15 protein-coding genes and 1 pseudogene are annotated in these 21,281 nt (G+C 67.1%); 13 read left to right on the top strand and 3 right to left on the bottom strand.

Annotated features, from left to right (window positions below; all coding sequences use genetic code 11):
• Positions 1–8: 8 nt before the first annotated feature.
• The 7 genes from G6038_RS23750 to G6038_RS23720 all read left to right on the top strand — a co-directional run bounded on the left by G6038_RS23750 (position 9) and on the right by G6038_RS23720 (position 11,434).
• The gene (locus tag G6038_RS23750; protein WP_346772902.1) at positions 9–2,732 is read left to right on the top strand and encodes a magnesium transporter; all 2,724 of its coding nucleotides are present in this window, start codon (positions 9–11) and stop codon (positions 2,730–2,732) included.
• Positions 2,733–2,746: 14 nt separating this feature from the next.
• Entirely contained in the window at positions 2,747–4,762 is a 2,016-nt protein-coding gene (locus G6038_RS23745) for a hypothetical protein (RefSeq protein WP_165040313.1), read from the top strand.
• A gap of 8 nt (positions 4,763–4,770) precedes the next feature.
• The gene (locus G6038_RS23740) at positions 4,771–7,524 is read left to right on the top strand and encodes a hypothetical protein (RefSeq protein ID WP_240918695.1); all 2,754 of its coding nucleotides are present in this window, start codon (positions 4,771–4,773) and stop codon (positions 7,522–7,524) included.
• A 46-nt stretch (positions 7,525–7,570) separates the two neighbouring features.
• Complete coding sequence (locus G6038_RS23735; protein WP_165040309.1) at positions 7,571–8,590, top strand: hypothetical protein; 1,020 nt, start codon at positions 7,571–7,573, stop codon at positions 8,588–8,590.
• Complete coding sequence (locus tag G6038_RS23730) at positions 8,587–9,750, top strand: hypothetical protein (RefSeq protein ID WP_165040307.1); 1,164 nt, start codon at positions 8,587–8,589, stop codon at positions 9,748–9,750. The genes G6038_RS23735 and G6038_RS23730 overlap by 4 nt, the downstream gene beginning before the upstream one ends.
• A gap of 241 nt (positions 9,751–9,991) precedes the next feature.
• Positions 9,992–10,435, top strand: coding sequence for a PASTA domain-containing protein (locus tag G6038_RS31575; RefSeq protein ID WP_165040305.1), 444 nt, complete (start codon positions 9,992–9,994; stop codon positions 10,433–10,435).
• Between the two features lie 63 nt (positions 10,436–10,498).
• Entirely contained in the window at positions 10,499–11,434 is a 936-nt protein-coding gene (locus G6038_RS23720; protein ID WP_346772901.1) for an HNH endonuclease, read from the top strand.
• 593 nt (positions 11,435–12,027) lie between these two features.
• Here G6038_RS23720 and G6038_RS23715 read toward each other — a convergent pair.
• Positions 12,028–13,689: a DUF262 domain-containing protein gene (locus G6038_RS23715; RefSeq protein WP_206025519.1), complete on the bottom strand. Its 1,662-nt coding sequence runs from the start codon at positions 13,687–13,689 to the stop codon at positions 12,028–12,030.
• Positions 13,690–13,946: 257 nt separating this feature from the next.
• On the bottom strand, positions 13,947–15,068 hold the full coding sequence (locus tag G6038_RS23710) for an NERD domain-containing protein (RefSeq protein ID WP_346772900.1): 1,122 nt from the start codon (positions 15,066–15,068) through the stop codon (positions 13,947–13,949).
• Positions 15,069–15,313: 245 nt separating this feature from the next.
• On the opposite strand from G6038_RS23710, the gene G6038_RS23705 reads away from it, so the two are divergent.
• Together G6038_RS23705 and G6038_RS23700 are read left to right on the top strand one after the other, a co-directional pair.
• A complete protein-coding gene (locus G6038_RS23705) occupies positions 15,314–15,940 on the top strand; it encodes a hypothetical protein (protein ID WP_165040303.1) in 627 nt (208 codons plus the stop codon).
• Positions 15,941–16,109: 169 nt separating this feature from the next.
• Positions 16,110–16,595, top strand: coding sequence for a hypothetical protein (locus tag G6038_RS23700; RefSeq protein WP_165040301.1), 486 nt, complete (start codon positions 16,110–16,112; stop codon positions 16,593–16,595).
• A gap of 31 nt (positions 16,596–16,626) precedes the next feature.
• On the opposite strand, the gene G6038_RS23695 is transcribed toward G6038_RS23700, so the two are convergent.
• On the bottom strand, positions 16,627–17,247 hold the full coding sequence (locus tag G6038_RS23695) for a DUF2510 domain-containing protein (RefSeq protein WP_165040299.1): 621 nt from the start codon (positions 17,245–17,247) through the stop codon (positions 16,627–16,629).
• A gap of 534 nt (positions 17,248–17,781) precedes the next feature.
• Here G6038_RS23695 and G6038_RS23690 point away from each other — a divergent pair.
• From G6038_RS23690 to G6038_RS23675, 4 genes and pseudogenes are all read left to right on the top strand, one after another.
• Entirely contained in the window at positions 17,782–18,834 is a 1,053-nt protein-coding gene (locus G6038_RS23690; protein ID WP_165040297.1) for a LacI family DNA-binding transcriptional regulator, read from the top strand.
• 127 nt (positions 18,835–18,961) lie between these two features.
• Positions 18,962–20,047, top strand: a complete 1,086-nt coding sequence (gene rutA / locus G6038_RS23685; protein WP_048772989.1) for a pyrimidine utilization protein A — start codon at positions 18,962–18,964, stop codon at positions 20,045–20,047.
• A 73-nt stretch (positions 20,048–20,120) separates the two neighbouring features.
• Positions 20,121–21,089 (top strand): carbon-nitrogen hydrolase family protein, encoded by a 969-nt coding sequence (locus tag G6038_RS23680; RefSeq protein ID WP_165040295.1) that lies wholly within the window; start codon positions 20,121–20,123, stop codon positions 21,087–21,089.
• Positions 21,086–21,281 (top strand): annotated as a pseudogene (locus G6038_RS23675) (amidase); the annotation flags it as partial. The gene G6038_RS23680 and the pseudogene G6038_RS23675, both read left to right, overlap by 4 nt.

Raw genomic sequence — 21,281 nt, 5'->3', positions numbered from 1 at the left:
CCGATTCGGTGAAGAGTGTTCTCACGGTGTTCCTTGCCTCCACAGGGGCGGCGCTCGGGGTGCGTGACGTCCTTCGTGACCTGTCCACGGCGGGCTTGGTCGCACCGTTTGTGTGGGTCGACGACGCCGGCGTGACGCCGGGCGGTGCCCGCATCCCAGCCGTCGAAACCGCCTGTGGTGCGGACACAACGGTGGTGCTGCAGGATGTGCTCGCGTCGCGTCGCGTCGATGTGGTGCGACTGTGCGTGATCGTGCCGGGAGCACGCGGCACCGATCCCGTTCGGATCGAGTCGGAAAGGGCGCTCGCCGACCTCCTGTCGTCGAACTCGGGCGGAGCCCGCCTCGTTCGACTGCGGACGGTGTTGCGTCGTCCCGGCGACACCCCCTCCGACTCCGTCGCGGTCGCGCTCGCCGGTTGGCACAACCTGCTTGTCGCACCGGAGGATTCGCGGGGTCCGGGAATGGGCCACGAGTCCCTCACCGTAACCACCGATCCGATCGACGTCGGCCGCCACGCCGCCCCGGTGATCGCCGGAATCGTGGGTCTGTGGACGGATGCGGAGCATGCCCCGTTCGACGAGCAGCCGGTACTGCCGGGAAGCACGCTGCGGGTGGTGCGGTCGTTCTATCGCCGACTCGACACCTCGCGTGCCGAGCACGAGCTGCGCGCGCACCTGCTCGACTTCGGCGGGCAGCTGCCGTTGCCCCGCGACGCCGGCACTGCCGTCGTGTACGCCGACGACGTCCCGGCTGCCACGCGAACGATGGCCCAGGCACTGTGGGTCAAGCACCGGCACCTGCTCCAGGGCGAGCGCGTGAGCGCGCCCCCGGCCGACGCTCCGCGCCTGGTGAAATTCACCGATGCCCTGACGATGTTCTTCTCGTTCCTCGTCGCAGTGCTGCGCAACGCCCCCGCGCAGTGGGCCGCCCGGGTCGGTCACCGCGCCTCGGCCGCGGTCGCTTCGGCGGCACAGTCCACGCTGTTCGGATCGGTGCAGGGCGCCAGGCGTGTGGTGGTCCGCGGTGTCGACGCGGACGGCCGCAGGGTCGGATGGTCCGAGTACGAGGCGGCGTCACGGCAGATCGGCGCAGCTCTCGACGGAGCGACGAACACGCCACAGTCCGCGGCGCCCGACCTCTCCTCGCTGTGGCGGGACTATGCTCGCGCCGCCCTCACGCTCGCCGACGCCGCCGAACGGTCACCGGGCCTGCCGACCATCCAGGTCGGCGCGCACCGAGCGGTGTTGCGATCGGCGTCGGACATTGTGCCGGGACCGGACGACGAGTTCACCGACATCCCCGGCGTCGTCTCGGCGACGCTCAACGTCCACGCCGCCGAAGCCCCGGACCTCCTCGGCATCAAAGACTTCCAGGCACGGCTGCGGGAGCTGGAACAGGATCCGACGATCGGGCTCGACGCGCGGAGAACGAGCGCCGCGCTGGCGGGCTGGGTGGGCCGCGTCCGCCGAAGCTTCGCGGTCACCTTCGGATCGATCCTCGCCGACTGGTTGTCGGCCGGCATCACCGAGGCAGGCATGTTGCTTGAGCGACTCAACGCCGCCGAAGCGCCCCGCGATCTGGCCGAAGCGAGCGCCGAACAGCAGGCGCGCATGTTCCGCCAGGTGCGCATCGCCACGCTCGGTCTCCTCGCCGCCGCGATCGTCGCGGGCGTGCTGGCCTGGCGGGAGCTGATCTCGTGGTGGACCGGCGCGCCCGTCATCGCAGTGTGCGTGCTCGCCTGGGCGGGCGTCGTGGCCTGGATCTGCCAACGCACGCAGCAGTACCTCGAGCAGCTTCTCGTCGAACGCGAGGCGGCGTCGGCGGCGGCCGCAGCAGACCGGAGGAATCTCAGGTCCGCCCTCCGTGAGATCGAGAACCTCACTGCCGCGTATCGGCAGTTCCTGTCGTGGAATCGCGCACTCGGAGCATTTCTGGCGAAGCCGCTCGGCGTCACCGACCACACCCATGCAGTCGGCCGCAGCATCGAATGGGGGATGCCCCGGCACAGCGCCGTCGGCATCGGTAGCCCTGAGCCCGCGCAGGTCGAGCGAGTCGCAGACGCGCTGCGGCAGGACATGTTCGGTGTCGGGTGGCTGACCGAGGCGTGGGACGCCGTCGTGGGTTCCGCAGGTTCCTCACTCGGTGCCGCAGGACTCGACATCGATCGCGACCCCACCCTGCTCGCCGCGAAGGCCGGGGCCGGGTCCGGCTCTCCGCTCGACGAGTGGTCCCTGCGATTCCACCGCGGCGAACGTCAGGCGAGCGGTGCCGCACTGATGTGGGAGCGGGCACTCGGCGAGCTGTCCGGGCCGCGTGGCGACTTGGCACGCGAGCTGCTCGCCACCATCGAACATCGCGCCGACGGGGCCGTACGTCGCTACGGCATCGACGAGTTCCTGGCCGGCGTCGGACAACCTGCGGCCGAGGGGTTCTTCGACCCTGCTGTCTTCACTGATACCGCGGCGATGCGGGGCCTCACCACCGTCGCGGAGACGGTGTCCACACGTACCCCCGCTGGCTGCGGGCTTGTCGCGGTCACCACCCAGTACACGGAGGGAATCGCCGCGGAGGATCTGCGGACCATGCTGTCGGACGGTCACCCCGCAGCACCGGTCGAGATTCCGCAGGTGCCCGACCTCGAGCTGCGACCGGCCGAACCGACGCACGACCGCGCGGGCCGTCCGGCCCCTGCGCCGTTCGCTGCGCCCGTCGCCGACGGCATCAACTTCTGAGAGCGAGTGGAACAATGCCCGACGTTGTCTTCGAGGCTCTGCAGCTGTGGCGACAACAGCAGATCGACGACGGCCGTCTTCGTCCCGGCCTGCTCAAGGACACGCATCTGCAGCAGATCATCCGGTCCGATCGGCGCACTGCCGAGGAGATCGAACCGATGCTGCCACGCCAGGCGAAACCACTGGTCGACGGAATCGTCCACGTGCTGAGGTCGGCCCAGCCCGGCGAGTTCGTTACCGAGGCGTCACCGACGGCGGAGGCGCCGGCGCCCGAACCGCCGGTTCCGCCGGCGCCGGTTCCCGGAAGCGAGTACCTGGTCGACCTGCACACCGAGGACTTCTGCGAGTTCATGCACGGGGAGTCCGATCAGGAGGTCGGGGCGATCACCATCACGGCCGAACCGGGCGGCGGGCACTTGCTCGAATGGTCACCGCTGCCGGATCGGTCCGGACAGATGGTGCTGTACCGCGTCGTCGCCGGTGAGACGCACCGTCCCTACAAGCCGGAGGCCGGGCGACTGGTTGGTGTCACCCGCGGAACCCTCCTCGTGGACACCGCAGCTCCGGCCGCCGCGGTGCGGCACCTGCAGGTGTGGGCACATGCCGGTCGCGACCAGCACGACGCGGTGCGGCGCCAGCCCGTTCTCATCGCGGAGGGACATGTCCTCAGTCCGGTCGCCGACTTCGTGGTCGTCGAGGACGACGGCGCCGTGATCGGACAGTGGTCGGTGTGGCCGGGGGTCACCCGCGTGCGGGTACTGCGCATCCCGCTCGACGGCCGGACCCCCGTGACCAACGACCCACGGCACCGGATCCTGGCCGACCAACCGAATCTCGGCGGATTCGTCGACCGCGACCCGCAGCGTGGGCATCGCTACCTCTACCGCGCGATCTGCGAGGTCGACGTCGACGGGCACACCAGACTCTCCCCGGCAGCACAGGCGGAAGTCCTCGTGTCCGCGGTGCTCGAGCCCGTCACCGACCTGCACGTCGCCACCCACGGCGACAGTGACGACCTGCACTTCGACCTCGGCTGGACCCCACCGGACATCGGCACCGTGGTGATGTATCGAACGGAGACCGCGCCGCGGCCGGGCATCGACCGGACGCTGCTCGCGGCGGGCGCACTCGACGTCTCCGGTGGGCTGCCGACCTCCGCACGACTGGTCCATCCGGTGACCGTCGGAGGCGACGGCGAACATCGGATGAGCAACGTCTCCTGGCCGCGCGGCTGGGTGCGGGCCTACTTCACGCCCGTCACTGTCCTCGACGGAGACGTGCAGGTGGGGCGCACGGTCATCGCGACCAGGCCGCTGCCCGCGCCGCGAGAGGTGCGGATCGTCGAGCGCTGCACCGAGCAGGTGCTCACCTTCCCGTGGCCGGAGGGCGCGGCATCGGTGTCGGTGTACGTGAGCTCGCCACAGGTTCCGGCCGAGCATGCGATCGAACAGCGCCCCTTCGCGGAGATCTCCCGAGCGGCGTACGAACGCGACGGCGGCCTGCACCTGTCGAACCCGCTGCCCGAGCAGGGATGTGCCGTCCACGTCGTCGCCGTCGCCTACACGGCCGGCGAGCGTATCGCGGGCATCCCCGCCACCGTCGACTACCCGGGTCTGTTGCGGATCGAGTACACGACCGAGACTCGCCGGACCGCCGGTGGTGGCGTCGCGCTCGCCGTGCGCCTCGCCTCACAGGTCGAACTCCCGACGGCCCCACCGTTCGTCGTGGTGCACAACCAGACCCGGCTGCCGCTCAGCGCTCGGGACGGCCGGCCGCTGGAGGTCCGCGGGGACGGGCGAACCCAGCCCGGCGCCCGGAGCTTCCATCCGCGCGGCCTGCATCGCGAGTGGAGCCAGCCGTGGACTGTCGACGTGTCGGACTTGACCGGGTACGTGCGGGTATTCGCCGACGTGCGGCCCGAGCAGAGCCGCACCATCGCGCTGATCGATCCACCGATCGAACACATCCGGCTCGATCTCATCGGCGATCATCTCATCGGTGACGACGTGTTGCGCGAAGACGCGCGATGACCGCTCGGATGGACGAGACCGAATCGCCACGGTTCGGTCAGCTCAGCTATACCTCGTTCGACCGGCCCGGCACCGGATCCGGCGGCGGCTGGCAGGTCAAGGAGATGGCCGGCGACCTCGACGCCGACGAACAGGAACTGCTCCGCGCGGGAGTCGTATCCCGATTCGAATCCCCGCAGCCGATGCCCCGATTCCCGACCGTCGAGGACATCGCCCGGCGGCCGCGGCGGCTCATGTACGCCCACATCCGTGACGCGGCCGGATGCTATTGGCACACCGTGCCCGCCGGCTCGGACGCCTCCGGCCGCCCCGGGAATGTCTTCGCCCACGCCGTGCTCGATCGCGGTGCGGAGCCCGGCGACGGGGTGCGTCCGATCGAGCGCTGGCGGTCCACGGACTGGCTGGTCCCGTACGGCGCCGACGAGGTCGCCGAGGCAGCCTTGCCGGCCACGGCACCCGGACCCGGGGGGATCGTCGATCGCGACGCCGCACTCGGATTCCTGCTCGATCCGGGAACCTGGCGGATCGGTGTCTTCAGCGTCCTCCTGGACGCGGTGGCGCGGTCCCTGCGCGGCGGCCCGGCGGTGGTGCTCGGATGCGAGGATCCCGACACCGCCGCACTCTGGATCGGGGCCGTCTCGCACTTCATGTCGCCGGGCACCGCCCGTCGTTTCGGATGGTCCACTTTCGACCGTCTGCACTCCGTCGACGACGCCGTGGCACGCGGCGCGAACCTGGTGACCGTTCCGCTTTCGGACCTGCCCGGAGACAGTCCCGGCTGCACCGTCTTCGGCGAGAACGAGACTCCCGAACTGGGGGAGCTCGACGGCGAGCCGCACTCCGTCGTGAACGGCGATCTCGTTCCGGTGACGCACTGGTCGGTGCTCGCGCAGACGGTTCTGCTCGACGTCGAGACCGCGCATCGAGCGCTCGCGCATCAGGACGCGATCGCGGCCGGTGTGGGTGATCGCGACCTGACCGAGGCGTGGCCGCTGGCGATGGCCGTCGTCGCCGACCCCGGCCTGCACGACGCACTGGACGAGGCCGCCTCGGTCGTACTCGCGGAGTCCCCGATGGAGGCCGCCACCGCACCCGATCTCGCGCACGTGATCGTCGGAATCGTGGACGAGCGACTGGGTGCGACCACACAGCAGGCGGAGGAAACACTCGCCCGCTGGCAGGTTGACAACGCCGTCACGCCCGCGGTCCGGCAGCTCGCCGGCACCGTGTTCGCCTTCCGCGCGCTCGGTGACGGCCACTGGGTACGTCGGGCGAGACCCGAGCAATTCGCTGTCTTCGAGTCGTGCACGCGAACCGAGGACCTGCAGGCCGAGGCCGACGCGATACTCGGCGATCTGCGCTTGCGCGCACGAGGCGGCGGGAATCTGCGCGACGTCGCGTTCGACGCCCTCAAGACGATCGACCTGCTCGTGCGCGCCGACCTCCTCCCTGATCGCGGCGTGGACGTGGCCTTCGAGGTGCTCGAGCGGGCGGTGATCCCGACCCTGTGCGATCGGGTCGACGGAGCCGCGTTCGTCGCGGAGGTCGGGCCGGTCTGCGCATCGACGCGCGTGAGATTTCTGCAGCCCGCACTGGCCGCCCATCCCGTGTTCGCCGGGCGCCCGCTCGGCTCCCGGCTTGCGCCTCCCGTACTCGAATGGCTCGTCGACGGACTGTTGGACGTACCAGACCTCGACGAGCTCGCCTCCGACCCGCAGCGCATCGCCGAGCCCGAGTGTGTGCTGATCGCCGACGGCGTCTTCGCCCTCACGGAACAAGAATTCGATCGAGCACGAATACGGAGCGAGCTGGTGCCGGTCGCGTTGTGGAGGGCACTCCACGAAGCGCGGGAGGGCGGCTGGGCGCCGAGCGATGTTCCGGCGCTGGTCGCCGGGCACGGCTGGACGGCGGAGCAATGGTGCCGACTCGTCGGCGAGTTTCCCGAGACCGTTGCGCCCCGTTTTCTGCAGGACGTGGTCGTCCGCGAACCGTGGGGACCGGAGCTCGAGACGCTCGTCCGCCATCTGGCCGAACCCGGCGCTCGCGAGGAAGCGTCGAGGTGGGCGGCCGATCCGTACCTGGACGGCCTCGCGGTGTCGTGGGCGCTGATCCGGAACGAGGAACGCTGGGCTGCGATCAGCGGCCCGGCACTGCGCCGCGCACTCGACGTGCATGTGTTACCCGTCCTGGAGGACTACGCGGAAGGCTACGAAGCGGACCTTCCCACGGATCTGCTCGCCCGGCTCGCGATCTTCACTGTGGCGTTGCGGGCGCAGGCCTTACCCGAAACGGGCCGCCATTTCCCGGACCTTCCGGTCCGGCACCGGGAGGCGCTCGTCCGAGCGGTGGACGAGGACGCACGGTTCGTCGTCGATGCGCTGGCCTCCTTGGTGGGGTCCGGTGCGCTCGATGTCTATTGGCTGATGGCACACGCTGTGTTCACTTCTCCGTCGGCGCCGCGGGTGCGGTCCGTGCTGGACCAGCGCGACGTTCTGGCACGGTTCGAGGTCGGTTCCCGTGGGGTGCGATCTTCCCTCCTGGACGAGGTGGCGTCGAAGGTGATGAAACGGCCGGACTACTGCGGCCCCCTGGGGGTGCACGGTCTGATGGACGCGATCCGCGAGGAACTGCACCTGCGGGGACACCGCGACGTCGCCTACGCGTGCGACATGTACGCCGGGTTCGTCCGGAGTTGGCTCGACGAGCGCCGAGCTGACGCGGATCGATCGTCGCCGGGCCGGGCGACGCCGAGGCGGGTGTGAGGACAGTGCAGATGTGCAGTGCGTGGATACGGGGAGGACGAGACTGATGCCCGGATATGTGCTCGACGGGGCAGGGGTGGTAGACCTGCCGCACCAGCCGCTGGCCGTGACGGTCGATGCGACCACCGTGACGGTTCAGGTGCAGGCGATGACGCCTGACGGCGCCCCGGAGGCGTCCGCGCTCTACCCGAAGCCCGGCTTCCTTGTGCTGCCCCGAGTCACCCACGAGATCGTCGTGGCCGCTCGCCCCGGGGGCGGCGCAGTGGTGTTTCCCCAGGGAACCGTGCTGCAGGCCACCATCGGGGTGGACAGTAGCCGCAGCGCCGACCCGGATCGGGCCGAGCTGACACCGCTGGACGTGTCGGGTCTTCACCACGTCGAGCTTGCGACGATCGCCCCCGCGGGGGAGCGTCTCGCAGTCACGGCCCGCAAGACGGTGGTCGACGTCCCGCTCAGCGATCTCGGCGCCCGCGCGCGGTCCGCGGCACGCGGCGCCCTCGGCGCGGACCGGCTGCCCGAGGCGCGCCGGCTGCGCGTCGAGGTGGATATCGATACGACGATGTCGATGCTGCCGCTCATCGAGGACGGCAGTGTTCGCGCGGCGGTGGACGTACTCACCGGTATCACGGCGGTGATCGGAATCCGAGAAGAATTGCAGGTCAATCTGATCGGCCGATCCTCCAGGTCGCTGCCCGTCGTCGAGCTGCGGCACGTCGCCGACCAGGTCCAGGCGCAACTGGACGCCGCGCCACTGGGAGTGGGGTTCCGCTCCGCGGAGATCGACCGGTCGAGTTACAACACCCCCACGCTGGTATTCACCGTGACCGACGCACTACCCGCCGATCACACCGGCACGGGTGTGCCGGGTGTGCGACGGCGGCCCGTGATCCTGTGTGCAGACACCTCGGATGCTGCGGCGGGCCTGGGCACCGCCGTGCCGCCCACCGGCGAAACGGCAGGCACGGATTCCGACTGGCTCTCCAGCCCGGAGAAATTGTTCGCAACGGTGACGTCGCTCGTGGCAGGACTGTCGGCGACAACGGAATCGGAAGGTGCGCGGCGATGACCAAATGCCCACATTGTTTCACGGTGCTCCCGTCGGACCGCTACGCCTGGACCCCGACCGCGCCGGACGAGATCGAGGTCGACGACGTCGCAACGGTCTTCCACGGCAGCCCCGTGCGGTCCGGCAAGGTCGTCGAGCTCCAGCGGCCCTCGGGGTCCGGGGATGACTGGGCGCCGCCGGTGAGCGACGCCGAGGACAAGGCCGGCGGCCCGGTCGCCGAGGTGTGCCCGGCGTGCCACTATCGGCTGCCGACCGGGTGGCGTGGCGCCCAGGCCACCTGTGTTGCGATGGCCGGCGCCCGCGCCACCGGCAAGACCGTGTACATCGCCGTCCTCGTCAAGACCCTGCAGTTGCTCGGCGAGCGGCTCAACTGTGTGGTCGAGCCCGCGACCTCCGAGACCGAACAGGCCTACCGCGAGCTCTACGAGAGGCCGTTGTACGAGGAACGCGGCATCCTCGAATCCACCCCCGCCGCCCATACGAGCAACCCGTACCAGCGGGAGCCGCTGATCTTCAGCCTCGGCCTGTGGAACGGCATTCGACAGTACCTGGTGCTGCGAGACGTGGCAGGGGAGGACCTCGAGAACCCGGACAACGCGCACGCCGCGCACCTGCGCTTCTTCGCGCAGGCCGACGGCGTCGTGTTCATGTTCGATCCGCTCAAGGTCGAATCCGTCCGGCAGCAGCTCCACGACCTGGTCCCGGCTCAGGAACGCGTCGGCGGCGACCCCCGCTCGGTGCTGCGGACCGTGTTGTCCATCATCGGCGACAGCACACCGAATCTTGCGGTCGTCCTCTCCAAGTTCGACGCCCTGCAGGCCCTCGAGCATGTCGACGGCAGCGACTGGAGCGAGATCATGTCACAGCGCGGCGCCGCGTTCTCCCGTGACCCGAGCCTGCAGTACGCGCCCTACAACGAAGCCGATGGCAGACTGCTGCACGAGGAAGTCCGCAGCCTCCTCGACAAACTCGAAGCCCGCTCGATGGTGATGGCCGTGGACCAGCCGCACACCGGTGCCTCACTGCACAGCCGGTTCTTCGCCGTGTCGGCGCTCGGAGAGTCACCGGTCGGAGACCGACTGCACCACAGCGGGATCTTCCCCTTCCGGTGCCTCGATCCGGTGCGGTGGGTGCTGGCGCAGCGTGGGGTGTGGGCTTGAGACCAGGAATCGGAGAGTCCTGCGCAGGGCCTGTAACGAAGGCAAATGCGTGTCCGATTCCCTTGTGTCCAAAGAACTTTCTATTCCTAGTGGGGAGCGCGGTAGTCACCGCGTCTACCGGCCAGCGCTATGAAGGAGACACTGCATGCTGAGTACCGCTTCGCGTCTGCGTAGGACAGGTCGGGTGGGTGCCGAGAGGCACTTGCGGAACGTCGGGGTGCTCCTGGCGACCGCCAGCGCCGTGACACTGCTGTCCGGATGTGGAGCCGAGGAGGAGTCGGAGCCATCGGCCGCCCCCACCGTCACGTCGACTTCGGCGAAGCCCGCCACGTCCTCCACCACTCGACCGGTCTTGCCGTCGTCGACGACCTCCACGCCTGCGCCTGCATCGACCATTCCTCCGGCCCCGATTGCCGCTGCCACCAGCACCGTGCCGGCGCAGCCGGTCGTGACGACTGTGCCCATGCCGCCGGTCGTCTGCATGAATCTCCAGGACGCACAGAACCTGATTCAGGAGCTCGGTGTGTTCTATTCGCGCAGCGTCGACGCCACCGGCCGGGGTCGAAATCAGGTGCTGGATTCGAACTGGATCGTGGTCGGGCAGACCCCGAGCGTGGGTGAGCCGGTCGGTGAAGGGGACGCGGTGCTTTCGGTGGTCAAGATCGGTGAACCCAACCCCTGCTGAGTCTCCTCGAACCGGAGCGGGGACGGAACGTGTTTGATCAATTCGTGTGCATGAAGGAGGACAGTGTCAGACGCAGCGACAATTCGTGATGGCGTCGAAGACTTCGATACCCGGCTCCGACGCGAGGCGATGAGGTTCCTGGCTGTCCGAACCCACGACGGCCTCTATCCGATCTCCAAGGCGGAATTGCTCGACTTCGAGATCGACGGATCCATGTTCCGGCTGATGGACCCGCAGCGCGGCATCCGCAAGCCGCGCCAGCTGGCGTCTGCCCTGTCGATCAGCACGGTGTATCGTCGAAAAGGGGAGAAGCGCCCTTATGAAGATGCGGTGGGACCGGACGGACTTCTCCGCTACAAATGGACGGGCGAGAATCCAGACCACATGGACAATCGTGGTCTGCGAGCCGCCATGGATCAACAGGCTCCGTTGATTTGGTTCTTCGGCGTCGGGCCGGGTCTGTTTCAACCAGTCTTTCCGGTCTACCTCGTGGCGGAGGAACCTGCGCTGCACCAATTCGTTGTTGCCACCGAGTTTGCCCGGGACTTACACCATGTCGATTCAAAGGCTGAAGCGCACCTCCGACGGTACGTGCTGGCAGAGACCAAACGGCGCCTGCACCAACCGGTCTTTCGGGCGACGGTCATGCGGGCGTACGAAACCCATTGTGCGGTATGCGCTCTGGGGCACGGTGAGCTGCTTGACGCGGCGCATATCATGCCCGACTCCCACGAGGAAGGAATTGCGTCTGTCAGCAACGGGCTCGCACTGTGCAAGATCCATCACGCGGCCTACGATGCGCGGATCCTCGGAATCACGCCGGATTTTGTAGTGGAGATCCGACAAGATCTACTCGAGGAAGTTGACGGGCCGATGCTCGAACACGGTCTCAAGGAACGGCACGGCGAACGACTCATGGTGCTCCCAACGTCTCGCGAGGAGCGACCAGACCGACGGTTGCTCGAGTTGAGCTATGGGCAGTTCCGCTCGGTCGGCTGAGCGCCTATTGCCCAGCAGTGTGGAATCTGTCATTTGATCGGGACTTGAATACAACAGGTCTGGGTGCAGTGAAAGTGGATCCGACGAGGGGTGTTCACCCGGCATCCGGAATCCGCATGCTGTCCGCTCGATCGTCTTGACGAGTCGGTTGTGGCCATCGACGCCGGTGGAGGGCTCACCGCTTGCGGGATGGCGTGACGAATGCGTCGAGTGAGCAGCTCGGCGGATCTCGAAGTCTATGCCGGGTCTTGTCGCTCCCGGGAACGCGCGCCGGTGCCGGCTCGGTCGGATGACCCGTGGTTGACCCGTGGTCTGGGTAACGAACCCCAGTGCACGGTCGGTCATGACACGCCGCTCGACCGGTGGCGACTATAGTCAGCCACCGATCGGGCGGCGCCATCAATGGCCTTGCCAACCTGGGGAACTCAATCGGCCGGCGGTGCCCGACTACCGGGAGTTGAGCGATCGACTCGGTTGAGGAGCCGCGAGGGCGGTCGTCCTCGCGGCAGTGCCGCTGCGCCTTGCGTCAGGGTGCGTCGCAGACCCGTCGGATCAGGTTGCTCGGTCAAGATCGACGGGTCGGCCGAGTCCCATTAGATGATGCGTTCCGGCGAGCCCTCGTCCAGGTCGTCCTCGCGGGGGACCTGCCCGTCTCGATCAACTGGCCGATCGATGATTCTCTTCGACAGTTCCGCGCTCACGCGTTCCGCACGGTTCCTGAGGAAGGCGTCATAGTCATCGGACCAGACGATCTTGAGCCGTCGTATTCCACCGATCAAGTGGGATTCCATCGCCCGGTCGATATCTGGGTTTGCTGCCGAGAATCGCTTCAGGTATTTCGACGGAGCGTCTGCTCCAATCTGCCTCTTGTTGAGGTAATCGTCGACGATCGTGATGTTCAGGACATTGTTGGCCTGACGATCGGTGTAGCCCTTCTTCTTCAAGTATGAGCGGGGGAAGAAGTGGTGGTAGTTCTTGCTGTTCGCGGCTTTGAGCCACGCGTTGCCGATGTGGACCTTGGCGTTGTCCTCGAACGATTTCGGTTCTTGGTACGCGTACAGACACAGGATCGCCTTGACGAACGCCCGACTGGTGACGAACACGCCGTTTCGAATCAGGAAGTCGGGGCTGATGTTCACGGCCCAGTCGTATTCGGGCGATTCGTCGGCCAGGATGCGATCGATCCGGTGCTTGTCCTGACCGAGCCGGGAATCGGCGGACGTCGAATAGCGGCCACCCAGCGAGCAGCGCCAGAAGAAGTCTTCGAGAAGCCTGCGCTGCTGCGGATTCGGCTTCCCTGGATGGTGGTAGAAGAAGTAGGCAAACGGTACGAGCAGCGCGTTGAAGGGCAGGAGCTTCGAGGCAGGGATCCGGTATGTGCCGCGGAAGTATTCAACCGCGGATTCGAGGGCGTCGACGGCGCGCGGCCAGCAGTCGATGAAATCGTTCTTCGCGAGCCGAAGGATCGACTTCTTGGTGCACTCGCCGTCGAGAATCATAGAAACGAGTTGAAGCAGAATTGCATCCGAGACGGTGTCGTATTCCACCGCTTCGAATCGGGTGACAAGGTCGTCGAACCGTGCTGTCAGGTCGAAGTCGCGGGTTTCGTCGTACGTTTTCGCGGCCATGATCTCGAAGGTTGTCAGCGACTTGCCGCCGACATTGATGCGCGTGAAGATTTCAGTGGCAACATCGATCTCGACATCCGAGACCTTTACGATGGGGAAGTCGTAGGAATCGAGGCGGCGCCGGTACTCGTCGATGTTGTCGAGGTACTCGTCGGCGTAGGTCCGTGCCACCTTCGTGCCGCCGTGCAACAGGTCGTGCAGGCTGATCCACGATCCCGGAGCGAGTTCGGATATGTCCGTAATGACGATCTGATCGTGTTCGCTGGCGCCGAGATCGAGGAAGATCTGCGAGAAGTCGTCGATTGCACCGGACGGCCTCGCGATCTTCGAACCCTTCAGCGCCGCATAAAGGCTGGTCAATCTCTGCTGACCGTCGAGAACGAAGGCGACTTCGACACCGTCGGGCGCATCGGGTAGGGTGGCCGCCCCGATGTTGCGGACGGTGCGCAGTCGCTCGCGAGTATTCCAGAAGATGAAGGTACCGACGGGGAATCCCTTGACGATGCTGTCGAGAAGATTGGCGGAATTCTGTAGTGTCCACACAAACTCGCGCTGGAACTGAGGGATCTTGATCAGCCCGCGATCGATGTCGGACAGCAACGCAGGGTGCTTCTCGTGGGTCGGCATCGGGGAAACCATCGGCGGATCTTTCTCTGGGTCGGAATGTCGGTGTGAGACGTGCGCGATCGGCACTTCCTGCTAGGAACTGCCGCGCACGAGAACTGTGTTTGCGAGAGCGGTTACGGCGCCGAGCCGATCGACAATCCGCGCCGCGAGGGTTTGCTTGGCCAACTGCTCCGGCAACGCCGCCGAGAACTTCAGTCCCCGCAGCGCACCGGAGTCCACCGCGGGAAGTGGCCCTGAACCCGCGGCCCGTAGGGCGGTCAGTCCGGAGCGAATGTCGGCGACAGCCAGATCGCCCCGATCGAGCGCGTCGGTATGGACGAGCACGGTGCTCGGACCGAGGCCGCGATGCGCGACGTGGTTGCGATGCGCGTAGGCGACGGCCTCGGCGATCTGGGTGAGGATCCGCAGCTGCTGCTCGGCGGTGAGGGTGCGGGTTGCCAGCGCAAGGTCCAGCGGCTCGTAGTCGGGGATGTCCGGGTAGACAATGACAGTGTTGCCGTCGTCGTCCTGCACCAGGTCGCGGGGGCGACGATCGCGTCGTGCCGCAGCGAGGACAGCAGCGAGAACTCCCGTTGCATGCGTCGGTGCGACGCTGCCCGCGCCTGCACCGGGGTACCGCGGTGGAACGAGACGACGCGGGCGCGGCCTCGTTCGTCGGTGCCCTTGTGCGTGGCGGCCCATTCCTGCCAGTCGTCGCCACTGGCCAGGGGAGTGCCGGTGATCGTCCACGATCCGGCGTCACGTTCGGTGCGGCGGGCGATGCCGAGGTTCTTGAGCGCGAGGGCGATGATGACAGACAGGTCCTCGTCGACCCGCTTGGTCTCGGTAGGGGGCTCGAGCAGCCGGGTGGAGATTCCAGGCAGGCCGGTCTCGTCCTCGAATCCGTCCGGACCGAACAGCCCTGACTTCGCCAGATCGGGCATCTCGACCTTGAACGGTGAACCGTGCAGGAACACCGATTCCTGCACGAAGGGCAGCGCGCGGCGCACCTTCTCCACGTTCAGGCCCGCTTGCTGGGCGACCTTGCGGGCCTCCTCCTCGATACGCGTCGCCAGCCGCTGCGCCTTGCGGCGGGTGATGAGCAGCGGAGAGCGTTGCGTGCGGGTCTTGCCGCCGAGGGTTGTGCGCACCCAGCTCGTCTCGGTGCCCTGCAGCAAGCCGGTGTAGTGCTTGAGTTCAACCAGGTGCAGGCGCCGCCGGCCCAGCACGAGAGCGTCGATCTCGTGCCACTGGCCATGATTGTCCATGAACTCGAAGTTCGTCCACGCGCGGTAGGGGGAGGCCTTCGGAACGACGTAGCGGAGCATCGCCAAACCGTCGGCTTCGTGAGCAAACGCCGACTTCGAGACCTCGACCCACCGGTCATCGCCTTGTGCCACGTCACCCCCCTGCCGCTTGCGTCCCCCGCGGCCGAACTCGGGTCGCGTGCTTCAGTCGCTGAGATTACCAATCGGGGGAGCTTGTACAGCGGTGGCACGCCAGAAGCTCGGACGTGCAGTTTGTATGAAATTCCAGGTTCGCGCCGAACGCGACGTTTGTCGGGTACACCTGCTATCAATTTCATCGTTCAATCAACTGCGGTGCCGCGTCGGGGTGGTCCGCCACACCTTCGAGGACGTTGTCGATGACCGAGAACATGTCTGTGCCCGCCGCGCCGTATGCGCCGGAGCCGGAGTCAGAGCCCGGCCCGGTTCGGAAGCCGCGGCGCTGGCCGTGGATCGTCGGCATCGTCGCCGCCCTCGCCATGGGCGTAGGGATCGGTGTCGCCGGTACGCCCTCCGACGAGGAGAACCAGGCGATGATTGACACCTCCGTCGCTGCGGCGGTCTCCGATCAGCGCGCCCAACTCGCGACCGAACAGGCGGAGGCCGCCGCAGCTCTCGACGACGCGAAGAAGCAGGCGGCGGCCGCCTCAACCGCGCAGCGCGCCGCCGACAACGCGCACGCGGCGGCAGACTCTCGTTCGGCGGAACTCGACAAGCGCGAGGCAGCGTTGCTGCCGAGGGAGGCCGACGCAGCCAAATCCACATTTGGCAACGGCATGCACCTCGTCGGGCGCGACATCAACGCCGGGACGTATCGGACCGCCGGCGGGTCGAACTGCTATTGGGAGCGACTTTCTGGTACTTCCGGCGAGTTCGACGACATCATCACCAACGACAACGTGTCAGGGGCGTCGGTGGTGACCATCAGTTCGTCGGACGTAGCTTTCAAGTCCAGTGGCTGCGGAACGTGGACCAAGATCGGATGACTGCTGGGGCCATGAGCTGGTTATTGCAGAATTCGCGGCATCGCATTGCTATTGAAGGCGATGGGCTCATTTCGGTATCAGCTCGAAGGGATCGGAAACGCTGGACATTGCAGTAGTTTTCGCTTCGATCTGTACATTGAGCCGTTGGGGACAGTGGGACAATTCGACGATGAGGATTCTCATCGCGGTTGTCGTCTCGGTGGCTGTGGTCGTGCTCGGAGCATGCGGATCGTCGACCGGTGGTGACCCGGCCCCGGATCGGGCGGCGGGCCTTCCCGGGTCGACGACTGCTTCCACTTCCGCCGCGCGCGCGACGACGGCTCCGCCTGCCCCTCGAACCACACGTCAGGCGGCGTCGATGGCGGAACAGTTCGAGCAGATGACTTCGACATCATGTCGCGAGGATGTGGATCCGGTCGCTTGCATGTATGAGCGGCGCGCGTATATCGAATTCTTCGAGCGATCCGCGATGCGAAGCGTGGATGCGTCATATCACGAGAGCTTGAGCGAAATGCTCCAGCATGTTCACACGCAGCACGACGAATTCGTGGCGAAGGGATGCCCGGCGAACCCGAACGCCGACGGATGCAAAATTCCGCTCATGATCTCCGATACGGTGATGGCAACTCTGGGGGCCCTGTTCTCCGTGGAATGAATATGCACCGACATCCGGAGCGGCGTGGCGATCAGGGGGCCCCGAACCCATACGTGAAACTTCCCGTGCTCCAGTTCATGGTCGCGTTGTATTTGTAGCCGCTCATCGTGCCATCGCCGTTGTCTTTCGTTGCCGCGAAGCACTCGAATATCGTTGTCAGCTCAGTGAGATCATCTATGGAGCCACCTCCGACCGGCGAACACGATACGGAGAGGATCGGTCCATCGATGATCGACGAATTAGCGTGCTTCTCGGCCATCTGCTTGATACTTGCTTCGATCTGAGTGACCCCCACTCTTCGGATGGAACGCTCTGCTTCTGCGCGTCGTTCCTGCTCTGCCTTCTCGGCCGCGATCCGATCGGCTTCCCTTTGTGCTGCCGCCGACGCCGCAGCCTCGGCGGCAGCAACCTGTGCCTCGATCTCGGCATCGTGGGATACCTTCCAGGCGATGCCCGCGACCGCCACAACCGCGAGGAGGGCCGCGATGCTCCACGCGATCGGCTTCCTTATCAGGGACTTCCAGCGTGGTGGTCCGGCGTTCGGCTGCTGGGGTGCGGGAAGATCCAACCATCGGCTGCCGTCCCAGTAGCGCATGCCGCCGTCAGGGCTCGGATACCACCCCGGGGCTGCGCTATGTGCCTCGTTCGTCATACCACGGCACCTCCACGGAAGCGGCCGAAATTGCAGTGATCTGCGTAGCGAGCGTATCGCGATAGCGCTGATCAGGGCGCGATTTTGGGACCGGTTCAAGACTGAGGTATCACTGTCCCGCAGCGCCGTCCAGGAATGGCTGCAGCGTGCGTACGGGATACTTGGGCGGCGATATTCTCCATTGTTCTGTAGGTGGTACGAGGGTGACCTCCACGCCCTCCTGAATTCTGCGGTGACAAACGATTCGGTCATCAGCTAAGGAGTCGCGGGGTTACCGTTGGGCGCCGTGGCAGTTGCACCCCGACCAGCGACGTCGGGGGGGTCGAGACTGTCGAAGGTCGCAGCCGTCGCCCTCTGCGTGGTCAGCTGTCGACCCGCGTCGTCCACCGGAGTGGATGTTGAGTGGCTCGTGGCGGCTTTGCACCCGTAGTGGCTACCTTGCACCCCCTACGGCGTACTGCAATGGGTCCAAGCCGTCGCCGACGGGTGCAAGCCTGAGCGCCGGGAGGGACGGTGCGCACCTAGAATCCGTGCGTGGGCAACAAGTCGGTCACCAGCTACGACGTCGCACGCGCCGCGGGCGTGTCGCAGTCGACGGTGTCCCGCGCCCTCCGGGGCGACCCGCGCGTCATCGAGGAGACCCGCGAGCGCATTCAGGCCCTGGCGAAGGAGATGGGCTACGTCCCGCACATCACGGCCCGGAGCCTGATCACGCGGCGGTCGTCGTCGATCGCGGTGGTCAGTGGTGACCTGCGGAATCCGTCGTATCCGACGCTGGTGAACACGCTGCAGGACCGGTTCGCACAGCACGACTACCGGGTGCTTCTGATGAGCGACCGGACCGAGGGGTCGCTGGAGAAGGACATCCTGGCGCTGCGCGGCGGGCTGGTGGACGGGGTCGTATTCATCTCGGCGCGGCTGGATTCGCCGATCGTGTCGGAGATGATCGACTGGAAGATCCCGCTGGTGATCCTCAACCGCGACGTCGACGGTAGCCAGGCCGGCCGGGTGGACCGGGTGACGTCGGACAACGTGGGCGGGGGCCGGCTCGTCGCCGACCACCTGATCGAGATGGGGCACCGGCGCATCGGGCTGATCTCCGGCCCTTTGGAGAACCCGAGCGTGAAGTTGCGCGAGAGCGGCTTCCGGGAGGGGCTCGACAAGCTCGGCCATCCGCTGGACGAGACGCTCGTTCACCGCGGCGCGGTGGACGCGAAGACCGGCTACGAGGGCGGCATGGAGCTGCTGAGCCGGCCGGACCGGCCGACGGCGGTGTTCTGCGCGACGGACTACATGGCCTACGGCACCCTCGACGCCACCAAACGCCTGGGCCTGCTCGTGCCCGACGACGTGTCGATCGTCGGCTACAACGACCTCGACGCGTCGGGCTGGTCGATGTTCGACCTGACGACGGTGCGCCAGCCCCTCGAGGACATGGCCTCAGCCGCCGCCGAACTGCTGCTCGCGCGGATCGACGGCGCGGCGGGCGCGCCGGTGCACCGGAACTTCGCTGTGGAATGGGTGCAGCGGGGGAGTGCGGCCCCCATCGGCCAAGTGGGACGTGCGGAGCGCGTCAAAGATCGTTAACCGGGGCAACAAGTCCGTTACCCACGGGCTCCGATCCGGCAATAACTCCTGCATACATTCGAAGTCATAGCGAGCAGGGCAGTGTTGCCCCACCGCTTCTTCGAATCCCCGCAGCTTCAGGAGCGACATGGAAATCGGCGTCTTCATCCCCATCGGCAACAACGGCTGGCTCATCTCCAAGAGCGCCCCGCAGTACATGCCGTCGTTCGAGCTCAACAAGACGATCGTGCAGAAGGCCGAGAAGCACGGCCTCGACTTCGCCCTGTCGATGATCAAGCTCAAGGGCTTCGGCGGCGAGACCGAGTTCTGGGATCACAACCTCGAGTCGTTCACCCTCATGGCCGGCCTCGCGGCCGTCACCGAGAAGATCAAGCTGTTCGCCTCCACCCCGATCCTCACCCTCCCGCCGGCCATGGTCGCCCGCATGGCGTCGACCATCGACTCGATCGCCCCCGGCCGCTTCGGCGTCAACATCGTGACCGGTTGGGCGCCCAACGAATACACGCAGATGGGCCTGTGGCCGGGCGAGGAGTACTTCGGCTACCGCTACCAGCAGGCCACCGAATACGTGACCGTCATGCGGCAGCTGTGGGCCGACGGCGTCAGCAACTTCAAGGGCGAGCACTACACGATGGATGAGTGCGTCCTCTCGCCGAGCCCCACCGGCGGCGCCGTGCCGATCGTCGCGGCCGGACAGTCCAAGAGCGGCATGAAGTTCGCCTCCGAGATGGCTGACTACAACTTCATCATGGGCACGGGCATCAACACGCCCACCGCGATCTCCGACGCCACCGCCACCCTCGTCGAGGCGGCGAACAAGACGGGCCGCGACGTCGGCGCCCTGACTCTGTTCATGATCATCGCCGACGAGACCGACGAAGCGGCACAGGCGAAGTGGCAGGACTACCACGACAACGCCGACCTCGCCGCCCTCGGCTACATGGCCGACCAGTCCGCCGCCGACGCCACCGCCGACGACGTCTCGACCGCCAAGACCATCTCCCTGCCCGAGGGCGCGGTGAACTTCAACATGGGCACCCTCGTCGGCTCGTACGAGACCGTCGCGAAGATGCTCGACGAGGTCGCCGAGATCGAGGGCATCAAGGGCATCATGCTCACCTTCGACGACTTCGTCGAGGGCATCGAGAACTTCGGCACCCGCATCCAGCCACTGATGAAGAGCCGCACCACCGTTCAGGCCGAAGCCGCCTGACCCCGAGCGGCGGGTGGGGGCGCGTGCACCGAGCCGCGCCCCCACCCGCCACCCCACACCCGGAGGTTCCCTCTTGCATCCGCGCACCCTCGACGTCGCGATCGTCCAGGCCGGCGAACTCACCGAGGACCTCCTCGGCAACCTGGCCCGGCTCGCCGCCCTCGTCCGCACCGCCGCCGCACCCGACGCGACCGGCGCCGTCCCCGACCTGGTGGTGCTGCCCGAACTGATCACCACCCCCTACTTCTGCACCAGCCACGACGTGGACCGCACCCCCTGGGCGCAGACCGTCCCCGGCGAGGCCACCACGCTGTTCGGCGACCTCGCCCGCGAACTCGGCTGCGCCATCGCCTTCGGGCTGTACGAGCGCACCGCGCACGACGTCACCCACAACTCCGTCGTGCTCGTCGACCCCGCGGGTGAGGTCGTCACCTGGCGCACCCCCGACGGCGGCGCAGTGCCCGCCTACCGGAAACTCTCGCTGCCGGCAAGCAAGGTCGGCGACGTCGACATCGACGAAAAGTACCACTTCGCGCCCGGCCAGGCCCCGGCCACCGCCGACCTGTTCGGCACCCGCTTCGGCTGCGTGATCTGCTACGACCGCACCTTCCCCGAATACTGGGCCGTCGCCCGCGCATTGGGCGCCGAGGTGATGCTCGCGATCGTCTCGTCCCTCGGCACCCGCGAAGACCTGTTCCTCGCCGAGCTGCAGACCCGCGCCCTCGAATCGCAGATGTGGATCGTCGCCGCCAACCGCGCCGGGCCGGAAACCCTCAACGGCGTGACCGTCGACTACTTCGGCCTCTCGTGCGTCATCGCCCCGAACGGCGAGATAGTCGCGCAGGCACCCGCGCACCGGGCGGGGGAGACGCTGCGCTTCACCCTCGACCTCGACGCCGTCCCGGCCGTGCGCGCGGCCTTCCCGCTGGCCCGCGACCGTCGCCCCGACGTGCTGCGCCTGCTCGCCGACCTCACCGCCGGCACCGTCCGGCCCGCACCGCTACCCCGGCCGAGTGCCCTGCCGCTGGAGGTGAGCGGGTGACCACCACCGACTACCCCGACCTCACCGCCGCCGCGGTTACCACCGTCGACGACCTGCTGCCGCAGGCCCGCGCCGACATGACGCCGCTGCTCGACGCCTCCCGCCTCACGCCGCTGCCGCCCGCCGCCCACGCGCCGGCCGCCGAGCCTGCCCACTCCGTCGCGCTGCTCGCCGCGAGCCACGTCCCGGTCC

The organism is Rhodococcus sp. 14C212 (genome assembly GCF_011058195.1).
Lineage (GTDB): Bacteria > Actinomycetota > Actinomycetes > Mycobacteriales > Mycobacteriaceae > Rhodococcus > Rhodococcus aetherivorans.
The sequence above is the reverse complement of the archived record's forward strand: the minus strand, read 5'-3'. Positions and strand labels throughout refer to the sequence as shown.

Excerpts from the sequence above, each read along its gene's own strand:
- G6038_RS23745 (WP_165040313.1), top strand. The coding sequence starts at position 2,747 with ATGCCCGACGTTGTCTTCGAGGCTCTGCAGCTGTGGCGACAACAGCAG.
- G6038_RS23740 (WP_240918695.1), top strand. The coding sequence starts at position 4,771 with ATGGACGAGACCGAATCGCCACGGTTCGGTCAGCTCAGCTATACCTCG.
- G6038_RS23735 (WP_165040309.1), top strand. The coding sequence starts at position 7,571 with ATGCCCGGATATGTGCTCGACGGGGCAGGGGTGGTAGACCTGCCGCAC.
- G6038_RS23730 (WP_165040307.1), top strand. The coding sequence starts at position 8,587 with ATGACCAAATGCCCACATTGTTTCACGGTGCTCCCGTCGGACCGCTAC.
- G6038_RS23715 (WP_206025519.1), bottom strand. The coding sequence starts at position 13,689 with ATGCCGACCCACGAGAAGCACCCTGCGTTGCTGTCCGACATCGATCGC.
- G6038_RS23705 (WP_165040303.1), top strand. The coding sequence starts at position 15,314 with ATGACCGAGAACATGTCTGTGCCCGCCGCGCCGTATGCGCCGGAGCCG.
- G6038_RS23700 (WP_165040301.1), top strand. The coding sequence starts at position 16,110 with ATGAGGATTCTCATCGCGGTTGTCGTCTCGGTGGCTGTGGTCGTGCTC.
- G6038_RS23695 (WP_165040299.1), bottom strand. The coding sequence starts at position 17,247 with ATGACGAACGAGGCACATAGCGCAGCCCCGGGGTGGTATCCGAGCCCT.
- rutA (WP_048772989.1), top strand. The coding sequence starts at position 18,962 with ATGGAAATCGGCGTCTTCATCCCCATCGGCAACAACGGCTGGCTCATC.